The sequence below is a fragment of the Jatrophihabitans sp. sgz311053 genome, assembly GCF_056135305.1.
This window is the reverse complement of the sequence record NZ_JBWAXP010000001.1, coordinates 730,034-754,404: the sequence shown is the minus strand read 5'-3', so window position 1 is coordinate 754,404 and position 24,371 is coordinate 730,034. Positions and strand designations below refer to the sequence as shown.

The 24,371-nt window shown below is 73.7% G+C and carries 23 protein-coding genes; 5 read left to right on the top strand and 18 right to left on the bottom strand.

The annotated features are described in order from the left end of the window. Window positions 1-9: 9 nt before the first annotated feature. Genes AC0NZQ_RS03260 through AC0NZQ_RS03250 form a run of 3 tightly spaced genes read right to left on the bottom strand, consistent with a single transcriptional unit; the run spans window position 10 to window position 2,728 of the window. Complete coding sequence (locus tag AC0NZQ_RS03260) at window positions 10-1,143, bottom strand: aromatic ring-hydroxylating oxygenase subunit alpha (protein ID WP_474528206.1); 1,134 nt, start codon at window positions 1,141-1,143, stop codon at window positions 10-12. Between the two features lie 23 nt (window positions 1,144-1,166). Further along, window positions 1,167-2,387 (bottom strand): NAD(P)/FAD-dependent oxidoreductase, encoded by a 1,221-nt coding sequence (locus tag AC0NZQ_RS03255; protein WP_474528205.1) that lies wholly within the window; start codon window positions 2,385-2,387, stop codon window positions 1,167-1,169. Beyond that, entirely contained in the window at window positions 2,387-2,728 is a 342-nt protein-coding gene (locus AC0NZQ_RS03250; protein WP_474528204.1) for a bifunctional 3-phenylpropionate/cinnamic acid dioxygenase ferredoxin subunit, read from the bottom strand. The genes AC0NZQ_RS03255 and AC0NZQ_RS03250 overlap by 1 nt, the downstream gene beginning before the upstream one ends. Before the next feature lie 141 nt (window positions 2,729-2,869). Between AC0NZQ_RS03250 and AC0NZQ_RS03245 the strand changes: the two genes are divergently transcribed. Further along, the gene (locus AC0NZQ_RS03245; RefSeq protein ID WP_474528203.1) at window positions 2,870-3,673 is read left to right on the top strand and encodes an IclR family transcriptional regulator; all 804 of its coding nucleotides are present in this window, start codon (window positions 2,870-2,872) and stop codon (window positions 3,671-3,673) included. Here AC0NZQ_RS03245 and solA read toward each other — a convergent pair. Together solA and AC0NZQ_RS03235 are read right to left on the bottom strand one after the other, a co-directional pair. Then, window positions 3,652-4,845, bottom strand: coding sequence for an N-methyl-L-tryptophan oxidase (gene solA / locus AC0NZQ_RS03240; protein WP_474528202.1), 1,194 nt, complete (start codon window positions 4,843-4,845; stop codon window positions 3,652-3,654). The genes AC0NZQ_RS03245 and solA overlap by 22 nt on opposite strands. Window positions 4,846-4,856: 11 nt before the next feature. Continuing rightward, window positions 4,857-7,349, bottom strand: a complete 2,493-nt coding sequence (locus tag AC0NZQ_RS03235; RefSeq protein WP_474528201.1) for a GcvT family protein — start codon at window positions 7,347-7,349, stop codon at window positions 4,857-4,859. A 160-nt stretch (window positions 7,350-7,509) separates the two neighbouring features. Between AC0NZQ_RS03235 and AC0NZQ_RS03230 the strand changes: the two genes are divergently transcribed. After that, window positions 7,510-8,487 carry a Rieske (2Fe-2S) protein gene (locus AC0NZQ_RS03230; protein ID WP_474528200.1) on the top strand — a complete coding sequence of 326 codons (978 nt, stop codon included), beginning with the start codon at window positions 7,510-7,512 and terminating at the stop codon, window positions 8,485-8,487. On the opposite strand, the gene AC0NZQ_RS03225 is transcribed toward AC0NZQ_RS03230, so the two are convergent. From AC0NZQ_RS03225 to AC0NZQ_RS03210, 4 genes are read right to left on the bottom strand one after another with little or no spacing between them, the layout of a single operon-like run. Continuing rightward, entirely contained in the window at window positions 8,457-10,043 is a 1,587-nt protein-coding gene (locus tag AC0NZQ_RS03225) for an FAD-dependent oxidoreductase (RefSeq protein ID WP_474528199.1), read from the bottom strand. The two genes, AC0NZQ_RS03230 and AC0NZQ_RS03225, sit on opposite strands and share 31 nt — an antisense overlap. Next, complete coding sequence (locus AC0NZQ_RS03220) at window positions 10,040-10,789, bottom strand: class I SAM-dependent methyltransferase (RefSeq protein ID WP_474528198.1); 750 nt, start codon at window positions 10,787-10,789, stop codon at window positions 10,040-10,042. Before AC0NZQ_RS03220 ends, AC0NZQ_RS03225 begins: the two co-directional genes overlap by 4 nt. Continuing rightward, window positions 10,786-11,865 (bottom strand): polyprenyl synthetase family protein, encoded by a 1,080-nt coding sequence (locus AC0NZQ_RS03215; RefSeq protein ID WP_474528197.1) that lies wholly within the window; start codon window positions 11,863-11,865, stop codon window positions 10,786-10,788. The genes AC0NZQ_RS03220 and AC0NZQ_RS03215 overlap by 4 nt, the downstream gene beginning before the upstream one ends. Further along, window positions 11,862-12,692 carry a carotenoid biosynthesis protein gene (locus AC0NZQ_RS03210; protein WP_474528196.1) on the bottom strand — a complete coding sequence of 277 codons (831 nt, stop codon included), beginning with the start codon at window positions 12,690-12,692 and terminating at the stop codon, window positions 11,862-11,864. The genes AC0NZQ_RS03215 and AC0NZQ_RS03210 overlap by 4 nt, the downstream gene beginning before the upstream one ends. Window positions 12,693-12,854: 162 nt before the next feature. Between AC0NZQ_RS03210 and AC0NZQ_RS03205 the strand changes: the two genes are divergently transcribed. Continuing rightward, window positions 12,855-13,688 (top strand): YhjD/YihY/BrkB family envelope integrity protein, encoded by an 834-nt coding sequence (locus AC0NZQ_RS03205; RefSeq protein ID WP_474528195.1) that lies wholly within the window; start codon window positions 12,855-12,857, stop codon window positions 13,686-13,688. Between the two features lie 16 nt (window positions 13,689-13,704). Here the strand turns inward: AC0NZQ_RS03205 and AC0NZQ_RS03200 are convergent, their stop codons facing one another. Continuing rightward, window positions 13,705-14,439, bottom strand: coding sequence for an SDR family oxidoreductase (locus AC0NZQ_RS03200; RefSeq protein ID WP_474528194.1), 735 nt, complete (start codon window positions 14,437-14,439; stop codon window positions 13,705-13,707). Between the two features lie 102 nt (window positions 14,440-14,541). On the opposite strand from AC0NZQ_RS03200, the gene AC0NZQ_RS03195 reads away from it, so the two are divergent. After that, window positions 14,542-15,456 carry a LysR family transcriptional regulator gene (locus AC0NZQ_RS03195; protein WP_474528193.1) on the top strand — a complete coding sequence of 305 codons (915 nt, stop codon included), beginning with the start codon at window positions 14,542-14,544 and terminating at the stop codon, window positions 15,454-15,456. Between the two features lie 2 nt (window positions 15,457-15,458). Here AC0NZQ_RS03195 and AC0NZQ_RS03190 read toward each other — a convergent pair whose 3' ends face one another. Next, window positions 15,459-16,214: an endonuclease/exonuclease/phosphatase family protein gene (locus tag AC0NZQ_RS03190; RefSeq protein ID WP_474528192.1), complete on the bottom strand. Its 756-nt coding sequence runs from the start codon at window positions 16,212-16,214 to the stop codon at window positions 15,459-15,461. Between AC0NZQ_RS03190 and AC0NZQ_RS03185 the strand changes: the two genes are divergently transcribed. Next, a complete protein-coding gene (locus tag AC0NZQ_RS03185; protein ID WP_474528191.1) occupies window positions 16,207-16,902 on the top strand; it encodes a CDP-alcohol phosphatidyltransferase family protein in 696 nt (231 codons plus the stop codon). The two genes, AC0NZQ_RS03190 and AC0NZQ_RS03185, sit on opposite strands and share 8 nt — an antisense overlap. Window positions 16,903-17,276: 374 nt before the next feature. On the opposite strand, the gene AC0NZQ_RS03180 is transcribed toward AC0NZQ_RS03185, so the two are convergent. From AC0NZQ_RS03180 to AC0NZQ_RS03150, 7 genes are all read right to left on the bottom strand, one after another. Then, the gene (locus AC0NZQ_RS03180) at window positions 17,277-18,767 is read right to left on the bottom strand and encodes a phytoene desaturase family protein (protein WP_474528190.1); all 1,491 of its coding nucleotides are present in this window, start codon (window positions 18,765-18,767) and stop codon (window positions 17,277-17,279) included. An 18-nt stretch (window positions 18,768-18,785) separates the two neighbouring features. Then, window positions 18,786-19,346: a DUF3618 domain-containing protein gene (locus AC0NZQ_RS03175; RefSeq protein ID WP_474529408.1), complete on the bottom strand. Its 561-nt coding sequence runs from the start codon at window positions 19,344-19,346 to the stop codon at window positions 18,786-18,788. Window positions 19,347-19,448: 102 nt separating this feature from the next. Next, entirely contained in the window at window positions 19,449-20,225 is a 777-nt protein-coding gene (locus AC0NZQ_RS03170; RefSeq protein ID WP_474528189.1) for an SDR family oxidoreductase, read from the bottom strand. Window positions 20,226-20,241: 16 nt separating this feature from the next. Next, window positions 20,242-21,135 (bottom strand): sulfotransferase, encoded by an 894-nt coding sequence (locus AC0NZQ_RS03165; protein ID WP_474528188.1) that lies wholly within the window; start codon window positions 21,133-21,135, stop codon window positions 20,242-20,244. After that, complete coding sequence (locus AC0NZQ_RS03160) at window positions 21,132-21,989, bottom strand: family 3 encapsulin nanocompartment shell protein (RefSeq protein ID WP_474528187.1); 858 nt, start codon at window positions 21,987-21,989, stop codon at window positions 21,132-21,134. The genes AC0NZQ_RS03165 and AC0NZQ_RS03160 overlap by 4 nt, the downstream gene beginning before the upstream one ends. Continuing rightward, on the bottom strand, window positions 21,986-23,287 hold the full coding sequence (locus AC0NZQ_RS03155) for a DegT/DnrJ/EryC1/StrS family aminotransferase (RefSeq protein WP_474528186.1): 1,302 nt from the start codon (window positions 23,285-23,287) through the stop codon (window positions 21,986-21,988). The genes AC0NZQ_RS03160 and AC0NZQ_RS03155 overlap by 4 nt, the downstream gene beginning before the upstream one ends. A gap of 159 nt (window positions 23,288-23,446) precedes the next feature. Continuing rightward, entirely contained in the window at window positions 23,447-24,352 is a 906-nt protein-coding gene (locus AC0NZQ_RS03150; RefSeq protein ID WP_474528185.1) for an ATP-grasp domain-containing protein, read from the bottom strand. Window positions 24,353-24,371 lie beyond the last annotated feature (19 nt).

The following is a 24,371-nucleotide window of genomic DNA, read 5'->3' as shown; positions in this document are numbered from 1 at the left end:
CCGGCCGAGTCACCCCTCGTCGACGTGCCGCTGCACCCAGCGGTGGAAGTCGACGAGGTGGTGCTCGGCCGGGACGAGGACCCCGCCGTCGGCGTAGACCCTGGAGGACATCGCCGGCTGCGTCTGTTCGCAGGCACGGAAGTCCTGCTCGTTCACCCGGTGGAAGAGCTCGACCGAGGCCGAGACGTCCGTACCGGCGGCCACCACCTCGGGGGCGAAGAGCCAGTCGCACTCCACGACGGTCCGGTCGGCGGCGACGGGGAACATCCGGTGGACGATGACGTGGTCCGGGACGAGGTTGAGGAAGACGTTGGGGCGGACGGTGAGCGCGTAGTACTTGCGGTCCTGGTCGGGCGCGATCTCCGGCAGCGTCGCCACTCCGGGGGAGCCGTCGACGGTGAAGCCCTCGACACGCTCGCCGAAGGCCGCGCCGTGGTTCACGTAAGCCTGAGAGGCCCAGCCGTCGGCGAACTCCGGCAGCACCTCGGTGAGCTCGGGGTGGATGGTGGCGCAGTGGTAGCACTCCTGGAAGTTCTCGATGATCAACTTCCAGTTGGCGGCGACGTCGTAGGTGACACGACGGCCGAGGGCCAGCCGATCGACGCCGTAGTTGTCGAGGTTGTGGACGTCGCCGAGCCGGGTGACGACCTCGCCGAGAACCGTCTGCTCGAAGGACGGCGGCTCGTCGGCCAGGCACACCCAGGCGTAGCCGAGCCACTCCCGCAGGTGCACCCGCCGCAGCCCGTAGGCGTCCCGATCCACGTCCGGCATCCGGGTCAGGTTGGGGGCGGCGACCAGCGTCCCGTCCAGGTCGTAGGTCCAGGCGTGGTAGCCGCACTGCAGTGTCCGGCTGCTCCCCGCGGCCTCAGTGCAGACCCGCATGCCGCGATGCCGGCAGACGTTGTAGAACGCCCGGAGCTCACCGCGCCGGTTCCGGCTGACGATCACCTGCTCGCGGCCGACGTCCACCACCCGCCAGTCACCGGGCTTGGCGAGGTCGGCGCTGCGGACGGCGCAGAACCAGTACTGCTCGAAGATCGTCGCCTGCTCGCGGGCGAAGACATCGGCGTCGGTGTAGTAGCGACCGCCGAGGGTGGGGACGAGGGAGCCGTCGACGGGCGCGTCGAGCTGGTCGATGATCATGGTGCGCGGGCCTCTCGAGCGGATCAGGCGGCGACGAGCGGGGTGCGGGCGCGTCGCGTCCGTCGCCAGCGCGTGACCTCGCGCGGGCGGTTCATGCCGAGGATCGCGGTCTGCTCGCCGTCGCGGAGGTAGCCGACGAGCAGGTCCGCCCCCTCGACGGAGCCGTCGAGGACGACCGGCTCCTCGTCGCCGACGAGATGCCCGGCGGTCTGCAGGGTGACCCCGAACTGATCGCTCCAGCAGTACGGCTCGGGCAGGGCGGGCAGCGGCGCGCCGGTGAGGGCAGCGGCGACGACCGCCGCGTGGTCGAGGGCGTCCTGCCAGTGGCCGGCACGGCGCAGTCCCGGCCGGTCGCCGTGCGCCCAGACCGCGCAGTCGCCGACGGCCCAGACACCCGGCGCACCGGTCGCACCCGTCGCGTCGCAGCAGACGGCGCCGTTCGGGGCCAGGGTGAGGCCCGCAGTAGCCGCGGTCCCCGCGAGCCACCCGGTGGCGGGGCGAACCCCGAGACCGACGACGACGAGGTCGGCGGGAACGGTGATGGCGTCGTCCACGAGGCCGTCGACCACCACCCCGGCGACGCGGCCGGTGGCGTCGGTGGTGAGGCCGCGGACCGATCGTCCGCCGAGCAGCTCGACGCCGGCCCGCTCGTGCAGCCGCGCGACCGCCGCGCCGACCGGAACGCCGAAGCGGTCCGCGAGCGGGACGAGTTCCGGGCTGACCAGGCGGACGGAGGCAGCACCGAGCCGCACCGCCGTCGCCGCGGTCTCGAGCCCGATGAAGCCCGCGCCGACGACGACCACCCGGCGGCCGGCGACACCGTCGGCACGCAGCGCCTCGGCGTCGTCCAGGGTCCGCAGCACGTGGACGCCGGGGACGCCCGCCCCGAGGCGGACGGCGTCGGCGCCCGTGGCGAGGACGAGGGCGTCAGCGCGGAGCTCGCCCGTCGCGGTCCGGATCCCCGGCCGCTCGGCCGGACCGGCGAGCAGCTGCGCGGCAGGCGAGCCGAGGTGCCAGGTCACGTCCAGAGGTGCGGCGGCGTCGTCCAGGGCGAGGGCGTCGCGGTCCATGTCGCCGGCGAGGAACTGCTTGCTCAGCGGAGGCCGGTCGTAGGGGAGATGGCGTTCGGCGCCGACGATGTCGATCGCACCGTCGAAGCCGAGGCGTCGCAGCGCGTAGGCGACGTGATAGCCGGCGAGACCACCGCCGGCGACGAGCACGGAGCGGACGTCCGCGGCCGCCATCAGACCCGCACCCCGGGAGGCAGGTTCGGCGCGGCGGTGGAGAGCTCGACCCACACCTCGCCGTCGACGACCTCGACGCGGTGCACCCGGATGGAGCGCGTGGCCGGCGGCTGATCGACCTCGCCGGTGAGCAGCGAGAAGGAGCTGGCGTGCAGCGGGCACTCGACCCGGCAGTCCTCGACCCAGCCCGCGGCCAGGGAGGCGTCCTGGTGGGTGCAGGTGTCGTCCACGACGTGGATGCCACCGTCCTCGGTGCGGAAGACCGCGACCGGCGGTGTGATCGCGTCGATGCGCAGGCCCTCACCGGGCACGAGCTCCTCGACCGCGCAGAGTCGGAGCATGATGCGGCTCCTTCCAATGTTGCGTATAGTGCAACGTCTATCTCATTGCGCAACATTGTGGCGTCGTGGCACCAGTGGCCGTCAAGAGCCAACCGGCCGCGGCGTGGGAAATTAACAGGCCGGAAACCCGGGGAGGGACCAATGGCCCGCTTGGCGGACATCAGCACAGCCGGTGGCGACGAGCCGATCATCCAGTCGGTCGACCGCGCCGCGCGCATCCTGCGGCTGCTCAGCGAGCAGCCCGAGCTCGGCGTCAGCGAGATCGCCCGCGCGCTGGAGGTCCACCGCTCCACCGCCTTCCGGCTGCTCGCCACTCTGGAGGCACACCACCTGGTCGAGCAGCACACCCCTCGCGGGCTTTACCGGCTCGGCATCGGGGTGCTCGGCATGGCCGCTGCTGTCAGCCGCCGGATCGACCTCGCCCGCGACGCCCAGCTCATCTGTGACCGGATGGCCGACCAGCTGGGCGAGACCGCCAATGTCGCGATCCTCGAGGACCGTGCCGCGGTGAACGTCTCGCAGACGATGAGCTCGCAGCGGATCGCGGTGCTGCGGCAGTACATCGGGCAGCGCACGCCGCTACACGCGACCTCGACCGGCAAGGTGCTGCTCGCCTATGCGCCGAGCACGATCCGCGAGTCCGTCCTGGCCGGCTCGCTGGAGCGGTTCACCCCGACCACCATCGTCGAACCCGGACTGCTGCGCGACGAGCTCGCGGCCGTACGTGAGCAGGGCTGGGCCGCGGCCGACGCCGAGTGGGAGGCCGACACCACCGCGGTGGCCGTGCCGGTGACGGGACGGTCGGGCACCGTCGTGGCGGCGCTGTCGGTCACCGCGCCGAGCTTCCGCATGCCGCCGGCCAGCTTCGCTGAGGTCGCCGGTGCGCTCGCCGACGGCGCCGACGACCTCTCGCGCCGGCTGGGTCACATCGCCGAGACGGCCTGACCGGTCAGCGCCGCGGATTGCCGCAGCGCGGGGCGCAGCGGGTCGAAGAGGTCGATGGGGAGATCGGTGCGCCCGGTCGTGGCGAGATCGGCGAGGATCTCGCCGATGACCGGCACGAACTTGAAGCCGTGCCCGCTGAAGCCGCAGCCGATGCTCACCTGCGGGTGTTCGGGATGCGTCCCCACCACGAAGTGCTCGTCCGGGGTCACCGAGTACAGGCAGGTCTTGGCCTGCACGACCGCACCGGTGAGGTGCGGGAAGAGCTCCAGCGCCCGCACCCGCATGGCCTCGTTCTCCTCGTCCCGGACGACCCGGTCGATGGTGTCGGCGGTAGTGGGCGTGCCGAGCCGGAAGAAGCCGAGCTTGAAGCCGCCGGCCGGACCGTCGGTCATCGGGAAGCCGTAGATCTGGGCGTTGTCGTGGGTCTGCTCGATGTAGACCGGGTGGCGCCCCTCGTCCCACGCCTCGTAGGGCACGGCGGCGAAGTCGGGTTGGAACCAGTGGAAGATCATCCGGACGATGGCCAGCGGGAGGTCCAATTCGGCCAGCAGGACAGGCGCCCACGCGCCGGGGGTGACCACCAGCGAGTCGGCGCCGTAGACGGCGTCGTCCGTGCGGACCTCGACCCCCCCGTTCGGCGTGGCCTTCCAGGACCGGACCTTCGTGCCGAACCGCAATGTCGCGCCCTTGCGGGCCGCCACCTCGGCGTTGGCGATCGTCGTCTCCTCGGGGCGGACGTAGCCGGCGTCCCGCTCGTAGAGGCCGAGGGCGTCGTCCGCGGGGGTCATGGTGGGGAAGCGGGACCGGATCTCCGCGGCGTCCAGGATCTCGTGCGGCAGGTCGTGCTCGATCGCCGCCTGCCGGGATCCTTCGAAGGTGAGGCTCGCCGGATCGCCGATGTAGATGCCGCCGCAGAGCGTCATCAACGAGCGGCCGGACTCCGCCTCCAGCTCACGGAAGCCGGCGTAGGCGCGGCGCAGCAGCGGCACGTAGGCAGGGTCCTCGAAATAGGACTGCCGGATGATGCGGGTGCCGCCGTGCGCGGCGCCCTGGTCGTGGCCGGGCGCATAGGTCTCCAGGCCGAGGACGCGCAGGCCGCGACCGGCGAGGGTGTTGCAGGTGGCACCGCCCATCGATCCCACGCCGATGACGATGACGTCGTAGTGCTCCACGAAAGGACTCCTCAGCAGCGCAGCTTCTTCATCTCGGGGTCGTACACCGGCTCGGCGGTGACCGTCGCGGCGAGCCGCTCGCCGAAGTAGGCGACCTCGACCTTCGTCCCGACGCGTGACAGCTCGTCGGGCAGCCAGGCGTAGGCGATCGAGGTCGAGGTCGTGTACCCCTGCTCGGCACTGGTCACGTATCCGACGACGGCGCCCCCGGCGTGGACCGGCTCGTGACCCAGCACGACACGGTCGGGGTCGTCCAGCAGCAGGCAGGTCAGCCGGGTCTCGTCACGGCGGTGGGGCAGGGCGGTGCGACCGACGAAGTCACGGCCGTTCTCCCGGACGGCGAAGCCGAGACCGGACTGCTCCGGGCCGTGCTCGCGGGTGACGTCGGTGCCCCAGAGCCGGTAGCCCTTCTCCAGCCGCATGCTCTCGAAGGCGCGACGACCCGCGGCGATGAGACCGTGCGGCTGGCCGGCGCTCCAGAGGGCGTCCCAGAGCCGGGCGCCGAATTCGGCGGAGGTGTACAGCTCCCAGCCGAGCTCGCCGACGTAGGAGAGCCGCATCGCCAGCACGGGGACGCCGGCGACCGTGATCTCCCGGGCCTTGTAGAAGCCGAAGCCCTCGTGGCTGACGTCGGCGGCGGTGAGGCCCGCCAGGATCGCCCGGGCATTCGGACCCCAGAGGCCGAGGCCGCAGGAACCGGAGGCGACGTCACGGATGCTGACCGCCGTACCGGCCGGGAGCCGGTCGCGCAGCCAGGCGAGGTCCAGTGGACCGTTGACGCCGAGGTGGTAGCGCTCGTCCCCGAGCCGGGCCACCGTGACGTCCGACAGCACGCCGCCGCGCTCGTCCAGCAGCAGTCCGTAGCTGACCAGACCGACCGACTTGTCGATGTCGGTGGTGAGCAGGCTGCGCAGCCACGCCGTGCTGCCGGCACCCGAGACCTCCAGCCGCATCAGCGCCGACATGTCGAAGAGCCCGGCGGCGTGGCGGGTGTGGTGCGCCTCGGCGGCGGCGATCGGCGACCAGAACCGGCCGGACCACCCCGGCCGCTCGGCCACGCCGTAGCGCGGCAGGTCGGCGTTGGCCTCGAACCAGAGCGGACGCTCCCAGCCGTTGGCCTCGGCGAAGACGGCACCGAGTTCCCGCTGCCGGTCGTGCCACGGCGGGGTGCGCAGGCCGCGCAGCTGCAGCGTCGACGCCCTCGGGTGGACGATGTCGTAGACCTCGTCGTAGGCCTCGCTGGCGCGGGCGACGGTCCAGTCGTGGCTGACGATCGCGGGGTCGAAGCGGCGGTAGTCCAGACCGTGGGTGTCGATGCCGGGGTCGCCGCTGGTGACCCAGTCGGCCACCACCTGCGCGACGCCGGCCGACTGCGTCACCCAGACCGCCTGCGCCAGCCACATCCCCTCCAAGCCGGGCACCGGGCCGAGCATCGGGCCGCCGTCCGGGGTGAAGGAGAAGATGCCGTTGAAGCAGCGGGCGGTGTCCAGCTCGGCGGTGCGCAGCTCCGGCAGGATCGCCTGCGCCTCGCGCCAGGTCGGCTCGTAGTCCGTCGGGGTGAAGGGGTGCATGGACGGGTGGACGCCGCTGGCGGCGAAGTCGTCGGCCGAGGCGATGGCGTCCGGCTCGACCGGGATCGGCCGGTGCTCGTAGGCCCCGATCGAGATCGTCTCGCCCCACTCGCGCAGGTAGAGGGCGGCGTCCTGGTGGCGCAGCATGGGCGAGACGACCTCGGTCGCCGCCGAGAGCCCGGCCAGCGACGGCAGCGGCGTACTCCAGCCGAAGCCGTGCTCCATCGGCATCATCGGCAGCTCGAAGCCGAGCAGCTCGCGCGCCATCCCCGGCCCCCAGAGGCCGGCGCAGGAGATGACGATGTCGGCGCCGATGACGTCAGGTCTGGCGTCCGGCGACGACGGGACCGGTAGCACCTCGACGCCGGTCACCCGACCGCGCAGCGAGCGGATGCCGACGACCCGGGTGTGCCCCAGCACCTTCGCACCGCCGGCGACAGCGCGGTCGGCCTGCCACTCCACGGCACGGACACCCTTGACCACCGCGTCGGTCGGGGTGTGCAGGCCGCCGAGGACGGTGGCGGGATCCAGGGCAGGGAAGAGCCGGGCGCACTCCTCGGGACCGACGAGCTCGGCGGGGACGCCCCACGACTCGGCGAAGCCGTGGCGCCGGTGCAGCTCGGCCAGCCGCTCGGGGGTGCGGGCGATCTCCAGACCGCCGACGCGCTTGCTCACCCACTCGCCGCGGACGTCCAGGCCGTCCAGCTTGGCCAGCGTGCGCTGGGCGAGCTGGCTCATCACGCGGTTCGGACCCGTCTGGAAGACGAAACCCGGCGCGTGCGAGCTCGAGCCACCGGTGACCGGGACCGGCCCCTGCTCGACGACGGTCACCGATCGCATGCCCCGCTGCACCAGCTCGTCGGCCAGCGCGGCACCGACCACGCCGAGACCGATGACGACGACCCGGGCACGAGACCCGCTGCTCTGGCTCATCGCTCTCCCTTCCGTTGCGCTCTGCGCAACGGTGCGCTCGATGTGCAACGAAGCGTACGAGCAGCTCCGCCTCCCCACAACGCCCCGCCGGCGATCGTGGACCGACACGCCGAACAATCGAGTGTTCGGTTCCACGATCGGGGGCGCACCATGGAGGGCAATGGAGACCAGCGACCCCGCTCGTATCCCGATCGCCCGACGTCCGCAGCCGCCGGAGTCCCGGCTTGCGCCCACCTGGCGGCAGGCGGACCCCGACCGTATCGACGCGGCGCTGAAGGTGGCGCTCTCCCGTGACCCCGGCGGCTGGTACGTGGTGGCCGGCTCGCGCGGCTTCGCGACGCGCCGCTCGGTGGTCCGCAGTGTCGCCGGCCCGGAGGTGGTCTTCTGGCGCACCGCGACCGGACGGCTCGTGGCCGGACCCGGCGCCTGTCCGCACCTGGGGGCGTCGATGGCGGGCTGTCCTGTCGAGGGGAGCACCATCCGCTGCCGCTGGCACGGTCTGGCACTGACCCCGTCCGGTGGTCCGGGGTGGTCGCCGTATCCGGCACACGACGACGGCGAACTGGTCTGGGTGCAGCTGCCCACGCCAGGCGAAGCGGCGGCGAAGCGTCCGACGATCCCGACCCGGCCACCGGCGGAGGCCTCCGTCAGCGCGGTGATGGTCGTCCGGGGGCGGTGCGAACCGTCGGACGTCATCGCCAACCGCCTCGACCCGTGGCACGGCTCCTGGCTGCACCCCTACGCCTTCAGCCACCTCACCGTCGACGAGTCGGCCTCGTCCGACGAGGAGCTCGCCGTCGACGTCACCTACCGGCTCGGCCGTACCTTCGGCGTCCCGGTGCGGGCGGTCTTCAGCTGCCCCGACGCCCGGACCATCACCATGCACATCCTCTCCGGCGAGGGCGCCGGCAGCGTGGTGGAGACGCACGCGACGCCGCTGGGGCGAGACGCCACCGGTCCGCTGACCCAGGTGACCGAGCTGACGATGGCGCACTCGTCGCGGCGTGGCTTCCGCGCCGCCACGCGGGTCGCCGCCCTGGTCCGGCCGGCCATGCGGCACACCGCCAAGCGACTCTGGATCGACGACCTCGCCTACGCCGAGCGGCGTTACCGGGTGCGGACCGGCGAGGTGGGCTGACCCGTCGCGGTGAACCGCGGCGCGGCCTTGGCCGCCCGTCCGACCAGCCTCGTCCGGGCGCCGAGAGGCACCGTCCAGAGGTCGTGGCCACGCAGGCCCCAGCCCGCGAGCAGCTCGTTGGCAGCGAGGAAGCCGGTGGTCGCGGCGCGCTCCATCAGGGCCACGGGCCAGTCGCAGCGGATGCCGTCGCCGGCGAGCACGACCCGCGGCTCGGGCGTCGCCACGCCGAGACGCTGCCGCCAGGGCTCGGTCCCGACCAGCGGACAGTCGCCGCGCAGCAGCCACTCCTCGGCGATCCGGCCGGCCCCGGCGAACTCCGGGTACTGCCCGAGCAGCACCTGCCACATCTCGTTGCGGACCGCCGCCGGGTCGTGGTCGGCCGGCAACGCGTAGGCGTGCAGCTCGACGACCGCGCCGCCGTGACGGCGTGCCCAGCGGGCGGCGCCGTCCTCGAAGCGGTCGACGACGCTGATGTTGTCGACGACGCCGAAGCCCGAGGTGCCGACGAACTCCGGTCGCTCCGGTCGGGCCGGACGGTCGAGCCAGAGCCGCCAGACCGCGAACGGTGGCGCGGACCGCAGCGCGGCCAGCCCCTCCCGCCAGTCCGGGTCGAGGACGGGCGCCGTCGCCGCGCCGAGCAGCCGTTGCGTGGTGGACAGGTCGGTCGCGACGACGACCGCGTCCGCACGCAGCGTCCCGTCGGCGAGATCGAGGACGATGCCGGTGGCGTCCCGCTGGATAGCGCTCACCGCGGTGCCGGTGCGGACTTCCGCCCCCGACCGTCGCAGCTGCAGCCCCAGCGGACGCCACAGCGCGGTGTCGTAGTCGTCGTCCGGGACGTCGAAGAGCAACCCCTCGGCCGAACCGAGGAAGTAGGCGTGGAACATCGCGATGAGCTCGCCGGCCGAGAAGTCGTCCGGGTCGGCGAAGAAGCTCCGCGCGAAGACCTCCAGGGCCAGGTGCCGCGCGGCGTCAGGAAAGCGGAGGCGGTCCAGGTAGTGGGCGGCGCTCTCGCCGTCATAGGCCGAGAAGGTGTCGGGGAAGGCGACGTCCAGCATCTCGGTGGCGGCACGGGCGTCGATCCGGGCCAGGTCGCGGAGCCGGAAGGTCTTGCTCCGCAGCACGAAGGCGATCATGTTCAGCGGCGGCGTCAGCGGCAGCCCGGTGAAGGAGTCACGGTCCCCGCTGGGCGCGATGAGCGGGTAGTCCGGGACCGGTCGCAGCCGGTGCAGGCCGGGGTCGATGCGGCGCAGCAGCGACCGCAGGTTGTAGTACTGCCGGAAGAAGGCGTGGAAGCCGCGGCTCATCGTCCGGCCGTCGTCCGGATCGCCCACCGGCCAGCTGCGGACGCGACCACCGAGCTGCTGCTCGGCCTCGAGCAGGGTCACCCGCAGGCCACGCTCGACGAGGCCGGTCGCAGCGGCGAGCCCGGCGATGCCGCCGCCGACGACCGCGACGTGGTGGCTGCCGTGGTCGTCCTCCCGGCCGGGTGGGCCGGGGTGGTGGACGGCAGCGCGGTCCCGACCGGGGAGCTCGCGCGTGGCGCTGCGCCTCACGGGCGGGCCGGCTTGTCGGCGACGATCACGTGCAGGATGCCGCGCTGCCAGCCGTCGACGGGACGCGTCTGGACGTCGGTGAAGCCGGCCGCGCGCAGCCGCCCCTCGAAGCGGGCGACGGTGTCGAAGCGCAGCACGCTGCGCCAGAGGTAGCGGTAGAGCACCGTGCGACGGGTCAGCACGAGACTGAGCGGGATGACGACGGCCCAGCAGATGAAGGTCCAGAGCGCGGTGGCGCGCCGGGACCCGGCGACGGAGTACTCCTGGACCACCAGCCGTCCGCCCGGCGCGAGCCGGTCGAAGACCGCCCGCAGCGCGGCGTCGCGGTCGTCCACGTTGCGGAACAGGTAGCAGGCGAGGACGCCGTCGAGCTGCTCCTCGATCCCCCACTCGGCGGCGCGGTCGACGATCTGTTCGGCCTTGCCGTGCCGGAACCGGACGCCCGCGGGCCAGCGCTTGCGCCGGGCCACGTCGAGCATGCCGTCGGAGGCGTCGACGCCGAGGATGCTCGCCGCGTCGGCGTCCTCGCCCAGCGCGGCGACCAGTGCGGCGGTGGAGGCACCCGAGCCGCAGCCGAGGTCGGCCAGCCGCGGGCCGGGCGGGGTGGACTCCAGCAGCGCGTCGGCAGCGGCGCGCAGGTGCTCGTGATAGCCGGGGTTCAACCCCACCATGAGGTCGTAGCGCGGCGCGGTGGCGTCGAACTCGCCGTCGAGGTGGAAGCTGCGTGCCGTCGTGCGTCGGGTCATCGAGTTCGCCGTCCCAGGTCGTGCGCGGTGCGGACCAGGCGGTCCACACCGTCGTCGGTGAGCGCGCCGGATCGCGCGGCGTCGGTGACGGCTTCGATGGCCTCCGCGAGCCGCGCGGTGATCATCTCCTCGACATCGGCGACGACGCCGTCCAGGACCATGGCCTCACCCACCAGCCGCACCTGCGCGTCGGTCATCCCGGTCCTCCCGGCGGCGGCGAGCGCGTCGGCCGCCGATCCGGAGAGCCGCTGCCGGGCCAGTGCGTGCAGCACCGTGGGCTTGCCCGAGCGGAGGTCGTCGCCGGCCGGCTTGCCGGTCTCGGCCGGGTCGCCGTAGACGCCCAGCAGGTCGTCGCGCAGGGCGAAGGCCTCGCCGACGTTCGCGCCGTAGGTCTCGAGCGCCGCCAGCGCGGGCTCGCCGGCACCGGCGGCCACCGCACCGAGCTGCAGCGGGCGCGCCACCGTGTAGTAGCCGGTCTTGGCCCGGGCCACCCGGCGGGCGTTGTCCAGATCGCTGTCGCCGAGCGCGGCGCCGACGACGTCGCGGTACTGCCCGGTCACGAGCTCCAGGACGAGCCGGCGCCATACCTGCTGCATGGCGGCAGGCAGCACGGCGACGAGGCGGTCCGCCTCGGCGTGGGCGAGATCGCCGACCAGCAGGGCGACGCTCTCGCCGAAGCGCGCAGCGTCACCGCGCCCGCCTCGCTCGGCGTGCCAGGCGGCGGCGGCGCGATGGACGGTGGGGTGGCCGCGCCGGGTGGCGGACTCGTCCATGACGTCGTCGTGGACGAGCGCGAAGGCGTGGAGCAGCTCCAGCGCGGCCGAGACCCGGACGACGTCGTCCCGAGCGTCGCCGGTCGCGATGCCGCCGGCCGCGGTCCAGCCCAGCAGCGCCATGGTCGGCCGGGTCCGCTTCCCGCCCGGCAGGACGAGACGGCGCAGCTGCTCGGGCGGATCGACGGGCTGAGTCGCGACGGCGTCACCGGCGGTCCAGTCCGCCCGGAGCCGGTCGAGCTCGGCGAGCAGCAGGGCGTCGACCGCGGCCAGGTGTGCGCGAACCTCCTCGTCCGCCGTCACCCGGCGACCGCCGCGCGCTGGCCCCGGCGCAGCGCCGCCAGCAAGGGTCCGGCGACCACCGCGCAGGCCAGCGCACCCCAGCCTGCCGCAGCCGGCTGGCCGAGGAAGACGGCGAGCGCGACCACCCACGACAGGCAGAACCACAGGTACAGCAACAGACCGGGCACATCGGTGATCATGCCCCGTGGGACGCCGTCCCGGACCTCCCCACGAGCGAGCAACGCCTGCAGGCCCGCCTGCAGGAGCACGGTGACGGCGAGCCAGCCGGCGTAGTTGGTGAGCGGGATCGCGGGCACACCCGGCAGGTGCGGCTCCGGGTGGCGCCACGTCCAGGCCCCCAGGGCGACCAGTTGCGGATCCAGGAAGAGATCCAGCGCCGTGGTACCCCAGGCCGCGACGACCACCCGTGCCAGCAGCCCCGTCACCAGTCGGCGGGCCGCGAGGGCGGCGGGCCAGCAGAGCATCGTCCAGGCGAGGGCGACCACCACCGGCACGTCCAACAGCCGCGGCCCGATCACCTCGGAGTACGAGTACGCGCCGAACGGGACCGCGGTGCGGACGCCCAGGACCTCGACGGCGAAGCCGGGGACGGCCGTCACCAGCGGCATCGCAACGCCGAAACGCGCTCCCCGCATGGTCACGGCGTGGGCCACGCAGAAGGCGGCGAGGACGATCACCACCGCCACCGAGAGCCGCTCCCGTCCGATCGCCGAGGCGAGCGGCCAGGCGATCTGCAACCCGATCGCCAGCAGTCCGAGGCCACCGAGCACGGCGCCGGCGCGCGGGTGCCGGAGTGCCGCGGGCGGCGTGCGGAGGGTGGGGGTCACGGGTCGGGCCGATCGGGCGAGGCAAGGTCGTCCCCGTGGTCTGGGGCGCCCGGCAGTCCAAGACCTACCCCGAACCCGGTTCCCCTCCCCCGCTGCCGGCGGCGTTACCGCCGGCTGTGCACGGGTAGTCGCAACGGTGAGTCCCGACAGCGAGGAGCGCCCGTGCCGCCGAACGACGCGTCGCACGGCCGGCCCCGGTTGCCCGACATCGGCCGCGGGCTCCGCTTGGCCGCCGGACGCTCCGACGTCATGCTCGTCGCCGCCGCCCTCACCTGTTACGCGACCTTCGGGCTGGTGCCGCTGCTGGCCGTGGGCACCCGCGTCGCGGCGGCGCTCCTCGGCCCGGAGCGCGTGCAGGCAACGGCGGCCGGGCTCGCGCGCTACCTGCCGGGACCCCTCGGCCTCGACCGCCACGTCCTCGACTTCGCCCGCACGGCCGCAGCCGCGCCGTGGTGGACGCTGCTGCTCGCCCTGCTGCCGGTGTCCCTCTTCGCCGAAGGCGTCGTCCGCGGGCTGGAGCGCTTCTCCCGCGCGCCGGAACGCCGCGGCCGCGCCCTGCGTGGCCGGGCACTGACCCCGCTGCTGGTGGCGTTCGCCGTCGCCACGGTCGTCCTGCTCTGCGGGCCGGTGCGGCCACTGCTCGTCGGGGTGGGGCAGGGTCTCGCTGGCCGGCTGCTCGGCATCTTCCTCGCCTTCAACCTGCTCTTCTTCGCGATCTTCGCAGCGCTGCTGGTGACGTACCGCCTCTTCGCCAGCACGTCGCCGCGGGCCTGGCCGCTCGTCGCCGGCGCCTTCCTGGCCGCCTCCTGGATCTCCGGGCAGCTGCTCGGCTACACCCTGGCGGTGCGGTGGGTGGGCGGCTTCGCCCGCGCCTTCGGCGGTTACGCCCCCGCCGCCACCGTCGCCGCGATCGGATTCCTGCTCTATCTCACGAACCTGGTGTTCCTGCTCGGCTATCTGCTCACCCTCGCCCTGCACGAACGCCGCGCTCGCTGAGCAGGCACGGCATCGGCTAGGCGAGGCGCCCGCCGCCGTCGACGTGCAGCGTCGTGCCGGTGATGAAGCCGTTGGTCAGCAGCGCGAGGACCGCCGCCAAGATGTCGGCGGTGGTGCCCACCCGCCGCACCGGATTGGCGGCAGCAGTGGCCTCGAAGAGCTGCGCCTTGCCCTCACCCAGCCCGTCCCACGCCCCCGAGTCGACGATGCCGGGCGAGACGGCGTTCACCCGGACCGGTGCGAGCTCCACCGCCAGCGCACTGGCCAGGAAGCTCACGGCGCCGTTGGTGGTGGCCATGACGGCGAGACCCGGCGCAGGCTTCCAGGCGGCGACACCGGAGAAGAGGACGATCGAGCCGTCCTCGGCGAGGCGGCTGCCGAAGTGCTTGGCCAGCAGGAGCGGTCCGACCACCTTGGCCGCGAAGGCGCCGCTCACGGCCTCGGCCGACAGGCCCGCGAGCGGGCCGTTCGCATGATCGGCGGCCAGCGTGACGATGTGGTCGAGCCGGCCGACGCTCTCGGCCGCGGCGGCGATCGTGGCCTCGTCGGCAAGGTCCAGGACGAGGCTCTCGACGGCGTGGCCCTGCTCGGTCAGCCTGCGGACCAGCGAAGCCAGCCGATCGGTGCGCCGGCCGGCGAGCAACACGTGAGCGCCGGCCGCCGCGGCGTCGGCGGCAATGCGGCTGCCGATTCCCGACCCGCCGCCGATGACGAGCACGCGGCGTCCGGACAGGGTGGTGGGGTTGGTCATGACGTTTCCTCTCGATCGGTGTCACCCGTTCCAGCACTACGCACCGCCGCTTTGATCCCGTCGCGAGATGAGGGTTTCGGCTCTCTGCCATAGATTTGTCGAATGCCCACGTTGCGCGCCCTGGAGTGCCTCGTCGCGGTGGTGGAGACGGGCTCGGTGACGGCGGCCGCCGCGCGACTCCACGCCAGCCAGCCCGCCGTCTCACACCAGCTGGCCGCGCTGGAGCGCGAGCTCGGGGTGGCGCTGGTCGAGCGACTGCCGCGCGGTGTCCTCCCCACCACGGCCGGCCGTGCTGTCCTGGCCGACGCCTCGGCAGCGCTGGCGGCCGCGGCTCGTCTCACCGCGACCGGGCGCCGGATCGCCGGCGGGAAGGCCGGTGTGCTCCGCATCGGCTGTGCCGCCAGCCTGCTGCTGAGCGTGCTGCCGCCCACGCTGCGGCACTGGCATCGTCGCCACCCCGACGTCGCGCTGTCGGTGCTGGAGGCCGACAGCGCCGACGCGCTCGTCGCCGAGCTCGTGGCAGGTGCCGTGGACCTGGCGGTGACACCGGCGCCGACCTCCTTCGTCGGTGCCACGACGACGATCGGCAGCGAGGAGGTGGTGCTCGCCATGGCCAGGGACCACGAGCTCGCCACCAGAACCGGACCACTGCGCTGGGCGGACCTCGACGGCTGGCCCGCGGTGCTCTATCGGGCCGGCCACGGCCTCGGCTACCAGATCGGCGCGCAGCTCGCCAGGCACGGTGTGACGGTGGAGCCCGTGCTGCGGACCGCGAACACGACGGGGGCGGCGGTGCTGGCGGCAGCCGGTCTCGGGGTGGCCTTCGTCCCGGCCGGCGCCGTCCCGTCGGGTTTCGGCGGCGTGCTGCGCTCGCTCACACCGCGGACGGTCCGTGACGTCGTCGCGCTGACGCTCGGCACCGCTGATCCGCTCGCGACTCGCTTCGTCGCCGACCTGGCTGCCCGCGGTGTCCCGCTGAGCGGAACCGCTCGGCAGGTCGTGATCGGTCCCGGCTGAGCTCAGTCGGCGAGGTCCACGACGAGCGGACGGTGGTCCGAGACCGGCACCACCGGCGTGCTCACCGCCACGACCCGGCCGAGCTCGCCGAGAGCGAGGACGTGGTCCAGCTGCAGCCGCGGTCGGGCGGCCGGGAAGGTCGGCGCCTCGGCCAGCGGCCGGAACCCGCTGACCCGGCCGGCCGCACCGGCGAGCATGTTGAGGTCGCCCAGCACCAGCACCGGACCGGGTGCCGTCCGCAGCCGCTCGGCAAGCCGGCGCAGCTGACGGCGCTTCCAGCCGGGGACGAAGGGCAGATGAGTGCAGACGACGGTCACGTCGCCGGCGCCGATCCTGATCCGGGCCGTGATGGCGACGCGTGGCTCCTCCCGGACGGGGACCAGCCCCGGACCCGGCACCCACAGCGGCAGCACCACCGGCAACGCGGGCATGTGGATGACCTCCACCGCCTGCAGCGGCTGCCGGGAGAGCAGGGCGCAGCCGTAGGCCGGGCCGTCCCGCTCCTCGCCGCGGGCCGCCCGCCAGCGGCGACCGGGTGTCCCGTAGAGCGCGGGGGCGAAGACGCGGTGCTCGGCGCCCATCGCCTCGGCGGCGAGCTCGGTCAGATCCGCGAACCCGGACCGCCGCTGGTCGCGGTCAACCTCCTGCAGCGCCAGGACGTCGGCATCGAGCATCGCGATCGCGCGGCGACAGGCGTCCAGGTCGGCGCGACCGTCGGCACCGCGCGCCGAGCCGAGGTTGAACGTCGCGATGCGCACCACCGTGCTCTACCCGTCGCGCCGGTGCGGTACGACTGAGGACGTGGACGCCGACCGGCAGGACCTCGCCGCGCGGTGGTCGGCGCTGCACCACGACATCGACCCGTCCCGGATGCCACTGCTGTCGGGGTGGCTGCGGTTGATGTGGCGCGGCGGCCGCCTCCTCGCCGCGGCCGGGGTGCCGCCGACCGCGGTGACCGTCACCGGCGTCGGCCTCGCCGGCGCCGCGGTGGCGCTCGCCCCGCGGCACCCGGCGTCGGCGGGGGTGGCTGTCCTGGCCACCGCGCTCTGCGACGGTCTCGACGGTGCGGTCGCCGTGGTCGCGGAGCGGGCGACCCGGCACGGCAGGGTGGCCGACGCCGTCGCCGACCGGCTCGCCGACGGTGCCTTCGCCCTCGTGCTGCAACGGCGCGGCGTGCCAATGCCGGTGGCCGCCGCGGCGGTCACCGGCGCCTGGGGCGTCGACACGTTGCGCCGGGCACGGCGGGTGCCGGCCCGGGTCACGGTGGCCGAACGCCCCACCTTCACCATCTGTGCGCTGCTGGCCTGCGAGGCCGGCGCCATCACCGGACGCCGCTGGCCGGCCGGGTGGAGTGCGGCGGTGTGGCTCGCTGCGAGCGCGGTCGGGATCGTGCAGCTGCTGCGCACCCCCGTCGCCGCTCCGGCGTACCGGGGGCGTCCTCACTGACGTCGCACTCCCAGCCCCCGCCCAGTGCGGTTGGCCCCACCCTGGCGCGGTTGGCCCCACCCTGGCGCGGTTGGCCCCACCCCAGCGCGGTGATCGGCGCGCCCCAGCCGCGCTCACCCGGGGCCAACCGAGGTCGGAGGCCGCGCACGCCAGGTGGGCCCCGGAGCGGTTGGCCCCGCGCTGGCACGGTTGGCCCCACCTCAGCGCGGTGATCGGCGCGCCCCAGCCGCGCACACGTGGGGCCAACCGAGGGCGGAGACCGCGCGCACGTGGGGCCAACCGAGGCCGAAGGCCGCGCACGCCCGGGGCCCACCGAGGGCGGGGGCCGGCCGGAGACGCCAGAGACGCCAGAGACGCCAGAGACGCACCGACGCTCAGGCGGGACCGATCTCGGCGGCGACGGCCCGGGCGGACATCGCCACCAGCGGCAGCCCGCCGCCGGGGTGCGTCGAGCCGCCGACCAGGTACAGCCCACGCGTCGCCGCATGATTGTGTGGCCGAGTCATCGTGGCGAGCGGGCCGTGCTGCACCCGACCGTAGATGGCGCCGCCGGGCGCGCCGGTGTCGCGTGCCAGGTCGGCCGGCGTCCGGACGGCCCGGGCGACGACATGACGACGCAGGTCCAGCCCCCGCACGGCGAGCTGGTCGAGCAGCGTGTCGGCGTAGCTGTCGGCCAGGCCGGGTGCCGTCCAGTCGAGGGTGCCGGGCTCACCGGCCGTGCCGTGACGCGGCGCGTTGACCAGGACGTAGACGGCGCGGCAACCCGGCGGTGCGACGGCCGGGTCGCGCGGCGCGTTGAGGTAGAGCACCGGCTCGGCCACCGGGCGCGGCGCATCGCCGAAGATCGCATCGAACTCGTCGTCGTAGGGCGCCGAGCCGAAGAGCACGGTGTGGTGACCGAGATCGGGGAGCGGATCACGGACCGCCAGCAGCAGCACCACCCCGCTGAGCGAATCCGCCGGCGGCACCCGTCGCCGACGGGGACGCAGCTCGCCGTAGAGGTGGTGCGCGTCCACCCCGGAGACCACGACATCGGCCGGCAGCACGGTCCCGTCCGCGCACTCCACCGACCGCACCCGGCGGGCCCCGACCACGGCGGTCACCGGTGTGCTCGTCCGCAACTCGCCGCCGAGCGCGACGAAACGTGCGGCGAGGGCGTCGGCGATCCGATGCAGTCCACCCGCGACGTACCAGGCGCCGAAGCGGTGTTCCAGGAAGGGCACCACCGCCAGTGCGGCCGGTGCGCGACGGGGATCGGAACCCTCGTAGGTGGCGTAGCGCTCCAGCATGGACCGCTGCCGCGGGTCGTCGAGCAGCTGTCGCGCCACCGAGCGCAGCGTGCGGTGCGGCGCCACGGCGCGCAGGTCACGCCACCGCGCCAGCCTGCGGCCGAGGGCGAGCGCCGACCGCGCGGACATCGTCCTGCCGAAGATCGGCCCTTCCACGGCGCGCCAGATCTCCGTGCCCCGGTCGACGACCCGCTGCCATGCCGCGCCGGACCCGGCGCCGAAGGCCGCGTCGAAACGCGCGCACTGCTCCTGTGGCGAGGTCACCGTGGTGACGCGAGCGCCGTCGGCGAAGCCGTAGTCGCAGATGCTGTCCAGGCGCTGCAGCTCCAGCGCGTCGGCCAGCGGCAACCCGGTGTCGGCGAAGACCTCGGCGAAGACCTGCGGCAGCGTCAGCAGCGTCGGCCCGGTGTCGAAACGAAAGGTGTCGTCGTCGGCAACGAGTTCCGCGCCGGCGAGCTTGCCGCCCACCGCGGGTCCGGCCTCGCAGAGCACGACCTCGTGGCCGGCCGCGCGAAGCCGGAGGGCGGCACAGAGTCCACCCACCCCGGCGCCGACGACGACAATCCGTTTCGTCACCCGATCATCATCGCGGCATCACTGCTGCAGTGGCTCCCGAACCTCCTGCGCCGCACCCTTGGCCTGGTCGGCGGTGTCCTGGACACCCTCCTGCGCCGTCGAGCGGACCTGCTCAGCGGCGTCCTGCGCCACCGGCTTCAGCTCCTCGACGAGCTCCTGACCCATCTCCTTCGCCGGCCCCGCGAGTTCCTTGGCCTTCTCCTCCGCCTGCTCGGCGGCCCGGGTCTCGGCCTCGGTCGCGGGCAGCAGGGCTGAGACCACCATGCCGAGGCCGAAGGCGACCAGCCCGGCGGCCAGCGGATTGCCCTGCGTCTGCCGGCGGACGGTCGTCGGCGCTGCACCGACGGTCTCCTGGACGCTGCCCGCCGCAGAGCTCACCGTGCTGCCGACCGAATCCGCAGTGCCACGGACGCCGCTGCCGTCGTCGCTCGAACCCATGACGCGGTCGCGGAGCGACGAGACCTGCCCGCGGGCCCGATCGACCTGCCGTCCCATGACGCGCGGCGGCGACACCTTCTCGTGCAGCCGGTCGACGTCACCGGCCAGATTTGCGCGAAGCCGCTCAATCTCCCGCTGAATGTCCTGCGGCGAGCTACCCGCGTCCGTGCGAGCGGTAACCCGCCGGTGTCGTCCGGCGGACGTCCACCCGTCGTTGCTGGTCAGGCCCCCCAGGGCTCGACGTCAGATGCCGCGGGTGGCGCCGCCGTCGACGAGCAGGCAGGTCCCGGTGACGAAGCCGGCCTGACGACCGGCGAGGAAGGCGACCGTGGCGCCGAAGTCCGCCGGTGACCCCACCCGCCCCACGGGCAGGTGCGCACCGATCTCGGCGAGCCGGTCGTCGGCCCGGTCACCGAACTGCCGGCGCAGCCCCTCGGTGTCGTGGTAGCCGGGAGCCAGGACATTGACGGTGACGCCGTCGCCGCCGACCGCGTCGGCCAACGAGCGGGCGAAGCCGAGCAGCGCGGGGCGCAGCACGCTGGAGAGCGCGTAGTGCGGGATCGGCTGCCGGACGGCCTCGGATGCCACCAGCAGCGCTCGACCCTGCCCGCTGGCTCGTAGCCACGGCAGCGCGGCCAGGGTGAGGTCGATGTGCGGCAGCACCACCGACTCGCCGGCGGCCCGGTAGTCGGCGAGGGTGAAGTCGGTGACCGTTCCCGGCGTCGCGCCGCCGCCGTTGGCGACGACGACGTCGACCTGGCCGCGCCCGGCGGCGACAGCGTCCACCCAGCCGTGAACCTGGTCGGAGACCTGCAGGTCCACGACGCTGCCGGCGACCCGGTCGTCACCGTCCGGCAGCTCGGACCGCAGCGAGGCGACGGTCGCCTGGACCCGCGCGGCGTCGCGACCGCAGAGCTCGACCACCGCGCCTTCGGCCAGCAGCGCCGCGGCCGAGGCGCGACCCAGCCCGCTGGTGCCGCCCGAGACGAGCGCGACCCGGCCGGCCAGTCCGAGGTCCATGACTAGCTGCTCCCCCTCATCGGTAGCCGTGCCGCCACAGCAGCGGGGCGGCGATGGCGGTGGCCTGCAGGCGCTGCGAGCGCGGCATGGCGTGGCGCCACCGCTCGTCCGGGCGGATCGTCACCGGGCCCTGGCGGAGCCGGTCGGGATTGCCGGTGACGGTGTGGTTCACGCCGAGGACGGCGTGACCCGCGGCGTCCACCGGTGGCTGGGCGTCGATGTCGCAGAGCTGCAGCACCGCGCGGATCGTCGCGGCTGGCGCGGCGGCGAAGTCCTCGTAGCGCAGCCGCAGCGAACGGGGGGCGGCCCGCGTGACCAGCTCGGAGGCCGCGTTGATGCCGGTCCAGTAGCCCGTGCTGCGCGCCACCCCCATCGCCGGGATGTACTCCTTCGGCGTCACCCACGACAGCGCACTCGCGCGCGGATCCCGGACCAGGTGCAGCACCCGCGGATCCACGTCGTCGCGACCGAGCAGCGCGGCCGGTTCGGCGGGGTACTTCGAGCTGTCGACGACCACCTGCGCGCCGGTGGCCCCGGCGATCGCGTGGTAGCTCTCGACGAGACGGTCGACGGTGCGTCGCACCGCTGCGGGACGTGCCCGCAGGCCCCTCGACTCGGCCAGCCGCGTCACGGTGTGGCGGGTACGCAGCTGCGCCTGACCGGCCATCGCCTCACGCGCGCCGGCCTCGTCGAGGGCGAGGCTCGCCAGGACCTTGGCCCAGAGCTCGCAGTCGGCGACCTCGGCGCCGCAGCCGCACTGCGTGTTGGTGCCGCTGCGCAGCACACCGTTGCGCCACAGGTAGTGCAGTTCCCCGACATGGACCACGCCGGGCACGGCGTCGAGCAGGTTGCCGAGGATGGTGCTGCCGCAGCGGCACCACCCGGTGACGTAGAGGACGCGGAGACTCACGGCAGGTCCAGCAGCAGCAGGTGCTGCGGCAGGTTGAGGGCCAGCCCCACCCGCTGTGCGGCCCGGGCGACGTCAGCACCGTCGACCCCCACCCCGCGCCGCAGCGTCAGGGTGGAGACACCGCGGTCCACCAGCGTGGCGGTGGCCCGCATGTCGCCGAGCAGGATCTGTCCCGGCGCGATCATGCGGGTGCGGGAGACCCGCAGCCCGGCCTCGCCGAGTCGGCCGAGCATGCCGGTGCGCAGCAATCGCCAGTAGACGTTGGGGTGGGCGACGATGCCGTCGCAGGAGCCTCCCATCTCCTCCACCTGCGCCGCCGCGGTCGCGATCTCGTCGTCCAGCTCGCCCGGCGCAGTGCGGCGGCGCAGGCCGGGGACGGTCAGCAGTCCCCGGATGGCGCCGTCCTCGCTGCCGTGCAGCAGCGCCTGGTTCTCGACGGTGCAGAGCCGGACGACGACGCGGTGATCGACGTAGGCGGCGAAGAGGGCGGGGTCCTCGGCCAACCCGGCCGGGACCTCGACCTCCACCGCGACCTCGGTCGTCGCCACGTCGACCAGCGCGGGTCGGTACCCCGCCTCGGGGGTGCTGCCGTAGCTGGTGTCGGAGACCTCGGGGCTGTCCGCCGGACGGGTCTCGGTGACGGCTCGCGGCCGCTCGTCGCGGGAGGTCACCGATCGCAGCAGGTGCCGCACCGTGTAGCGGGGCCGGGTCGCGGCGAGCGGGAAGACCGTCGTCAGCACCACCCCCAGCTCGACGGTGACGTCACCGTCACCGCGGTGCGATCCGACGGCGCGGACGAACTCCTCGCCTGCGCTGCGGTGCTCCAGAGTGGGGTCGGCGAGGACGAAGCTCACGAGACCGCGCGGGTGCCGGAGCGGAAGGTGGCAACCCGGCGCACCGCCTCGATCACGTCGTCGCAGTCGGCCGCGGTGAGATTGGCCGAGAGCGGGATGTCGACGGCCTCGCCCACCAGCTGTGCGGTCCGCGGCAGCGTGGCCTTGGCCGCCTCGGCGTCGTCACCGAGCAGGAAGCGCCAGTTCCAGAAGGCGCGGACGTTGGGCTGACCGGGGTCGCCCAGGGCACGGGCACAGACACCCTCGGCCCGCACCGCCCGGGCGAACCAGGACGCCTCCTCGATGCTGGCGCCGGGGAGGCGGAACACCAGCGCCTCACCCAGGTAGGCACCCTCGGCCACCGGTCGGCGCAGCTGCAGGCCCGGCGTCCCCGCCAGCCCGGCGGCGACGGTGTCGTAGACGCGGCGATGCGCCGCGAGCCGGTCGGGCAGCCCGTCCAGCAGGGAGGCGGCCAGCGCGGCCCGGATCTCGTCCATGCGGAAGCTGAAGATGGGCTCGGCGAACTCGTCGATCTGCGGCAGCCGGTCGGGGAAGTGGCGCCCGAGGCGCCCCTCGTAGGTGCCCGAGCGGACGACGGCACGCGCGAACGCCTCGGTGTCGTCACTGACGAGGAAGCCGCCCTCGCCGGTGTTGAGGGACTTGTCCGACTGGGTGCTGAAGGCGCCGAAGCGGCCGAAGGTGCCGAGCAGCCGGCCGCGCAGCGTCGCACCCAGGGCGGGGACGGCGTCCTCGACGACGGGCACGCCGTACTCGTCGGCGAGCGCGCAGATGGCCTCCACATCGCTGGCGAAGCCCCGCATGTGGACCACCACGACGGCGGCGACACCCTCCTCCAGCACCCGGCGCAGATCCTCGACGTCGAAGTGCAGGTCCTCGTCGCAGCCGACGAGCACCGGCTGAGCGCCGGCCAGCAGCACCGCGCTGGGGGTGGCGGCGAAGGTGAAGGCCGGGCAGGCGACCCGCGAGCCCGCCGGCAGGTCCAGGGCCATCAGCGCGAGCGCGATGGCGGTCGTCCCGCTGGCGCAGGCGAGGGCATGCTCGACGCCGAAGTAGTCGCAGAGCGCGCGCTCGAAGCGCGCCGTCGACGTCTCGGCCGGCGGCCGCTCGTCGTAGCGGAAGAAGAGGTGACGCCGGATCGCCGCGATGGCGGCCTCCTCGTCACGCTCGCGGATCCAGACGTCTCCGCGCTCGTAGGTGGGCCAGGGCCGGGTGCGCACGGGCGTGCCGCCCATGATCGCCGGGACCTGCTGCCGCTGGGTCAGTTCCGCGGTGGTAGCAACCCCGCTGGGCGGTGCCATGGATGCCTCGCTGTTCCGGCGCGGGACCGCCAGGCCCCGCGCCTGACGTCGTCCGTCCGAAAAGCGCTATAGGTCTATACCTATCACGATTTTCGGGGCTTGGGGCGGCTCAGCCGAAATGCGCAGCACCGAATTCAGGCGTACCCGGACCACGCATCGCTAGACGTGCGCGGTCACCCAGTCATAGACACCGGAGAGGGCGGCCCGGTGCGCCTCGGGCCCGAAGATGTTGAGGAACCCTCCCACCGGGTTGACCTCGAGCACCGTGTAGCCGCCCTCCTCCGTCGGCAGGATGTCCAGCCCAGCCATCGTCATCCCCATCGCGCGGGTCGCCCGGAAGGCCACGTCGCGGAGCTCGTCGGAGGGCTCCCAGCGCTCGAAGCTCGCACCCTCCAGCGTCTTGCAGCGCCACGAGCCGGCCGCGGGCAGCTTCAGCATGCAGATCGGCGCGACGTCCCCGGCGACGGTGATGCGGTACTCGCCGTACTGCGTGGGGATGAAGGGCTGGCAGGCCAGCGTGCCGTAACGCTGGAACAGATCCGTGATCGCCGCCTGCTGCCGGTCGACGTCCTCGACGAGCTCGACGTCGATGCCCCGCAGCCCGAAGGACGGCTTGACGATCGCACGCCCCCACTGCGCAACTGCGGCGGCCACCTCGTCGAGGGTGACGGCACTGCGTACCGGCGGGGTCGGCACCCCTGCCGCGGTGAGGATCTGCGCGTTGCGGAACTTGCTGTAACCGGCGAACCAGACGTCGATCGGATCGAAGAGGGGCAGGCCGGGTACATTGCTGAGCATGGTCAGCCGCTCGACGCGGTCCGGCCAGCCGTCGTAGAGGTTCTGCTGCCACTCGCCGTAGAGATTCGCTCGCGAGATGACCGCGTCGAACTCGCTCGCGGGGCGCCCCCCGAGCAGCAGGTCGACCCTGCCGTCGCCGGGCACGTAGGCGATCTCCTCCAAGGTGAAGAGATGGGTCTCGTGGCCGAGCTCGCGGCCGTGGGTCGTGAGATTGGCCGAGTCCGGATCCTCCGCGCCGTGATCCCAACCGAGGATTCCGATGCGCATCGAGGACCTCCCGGGGGCC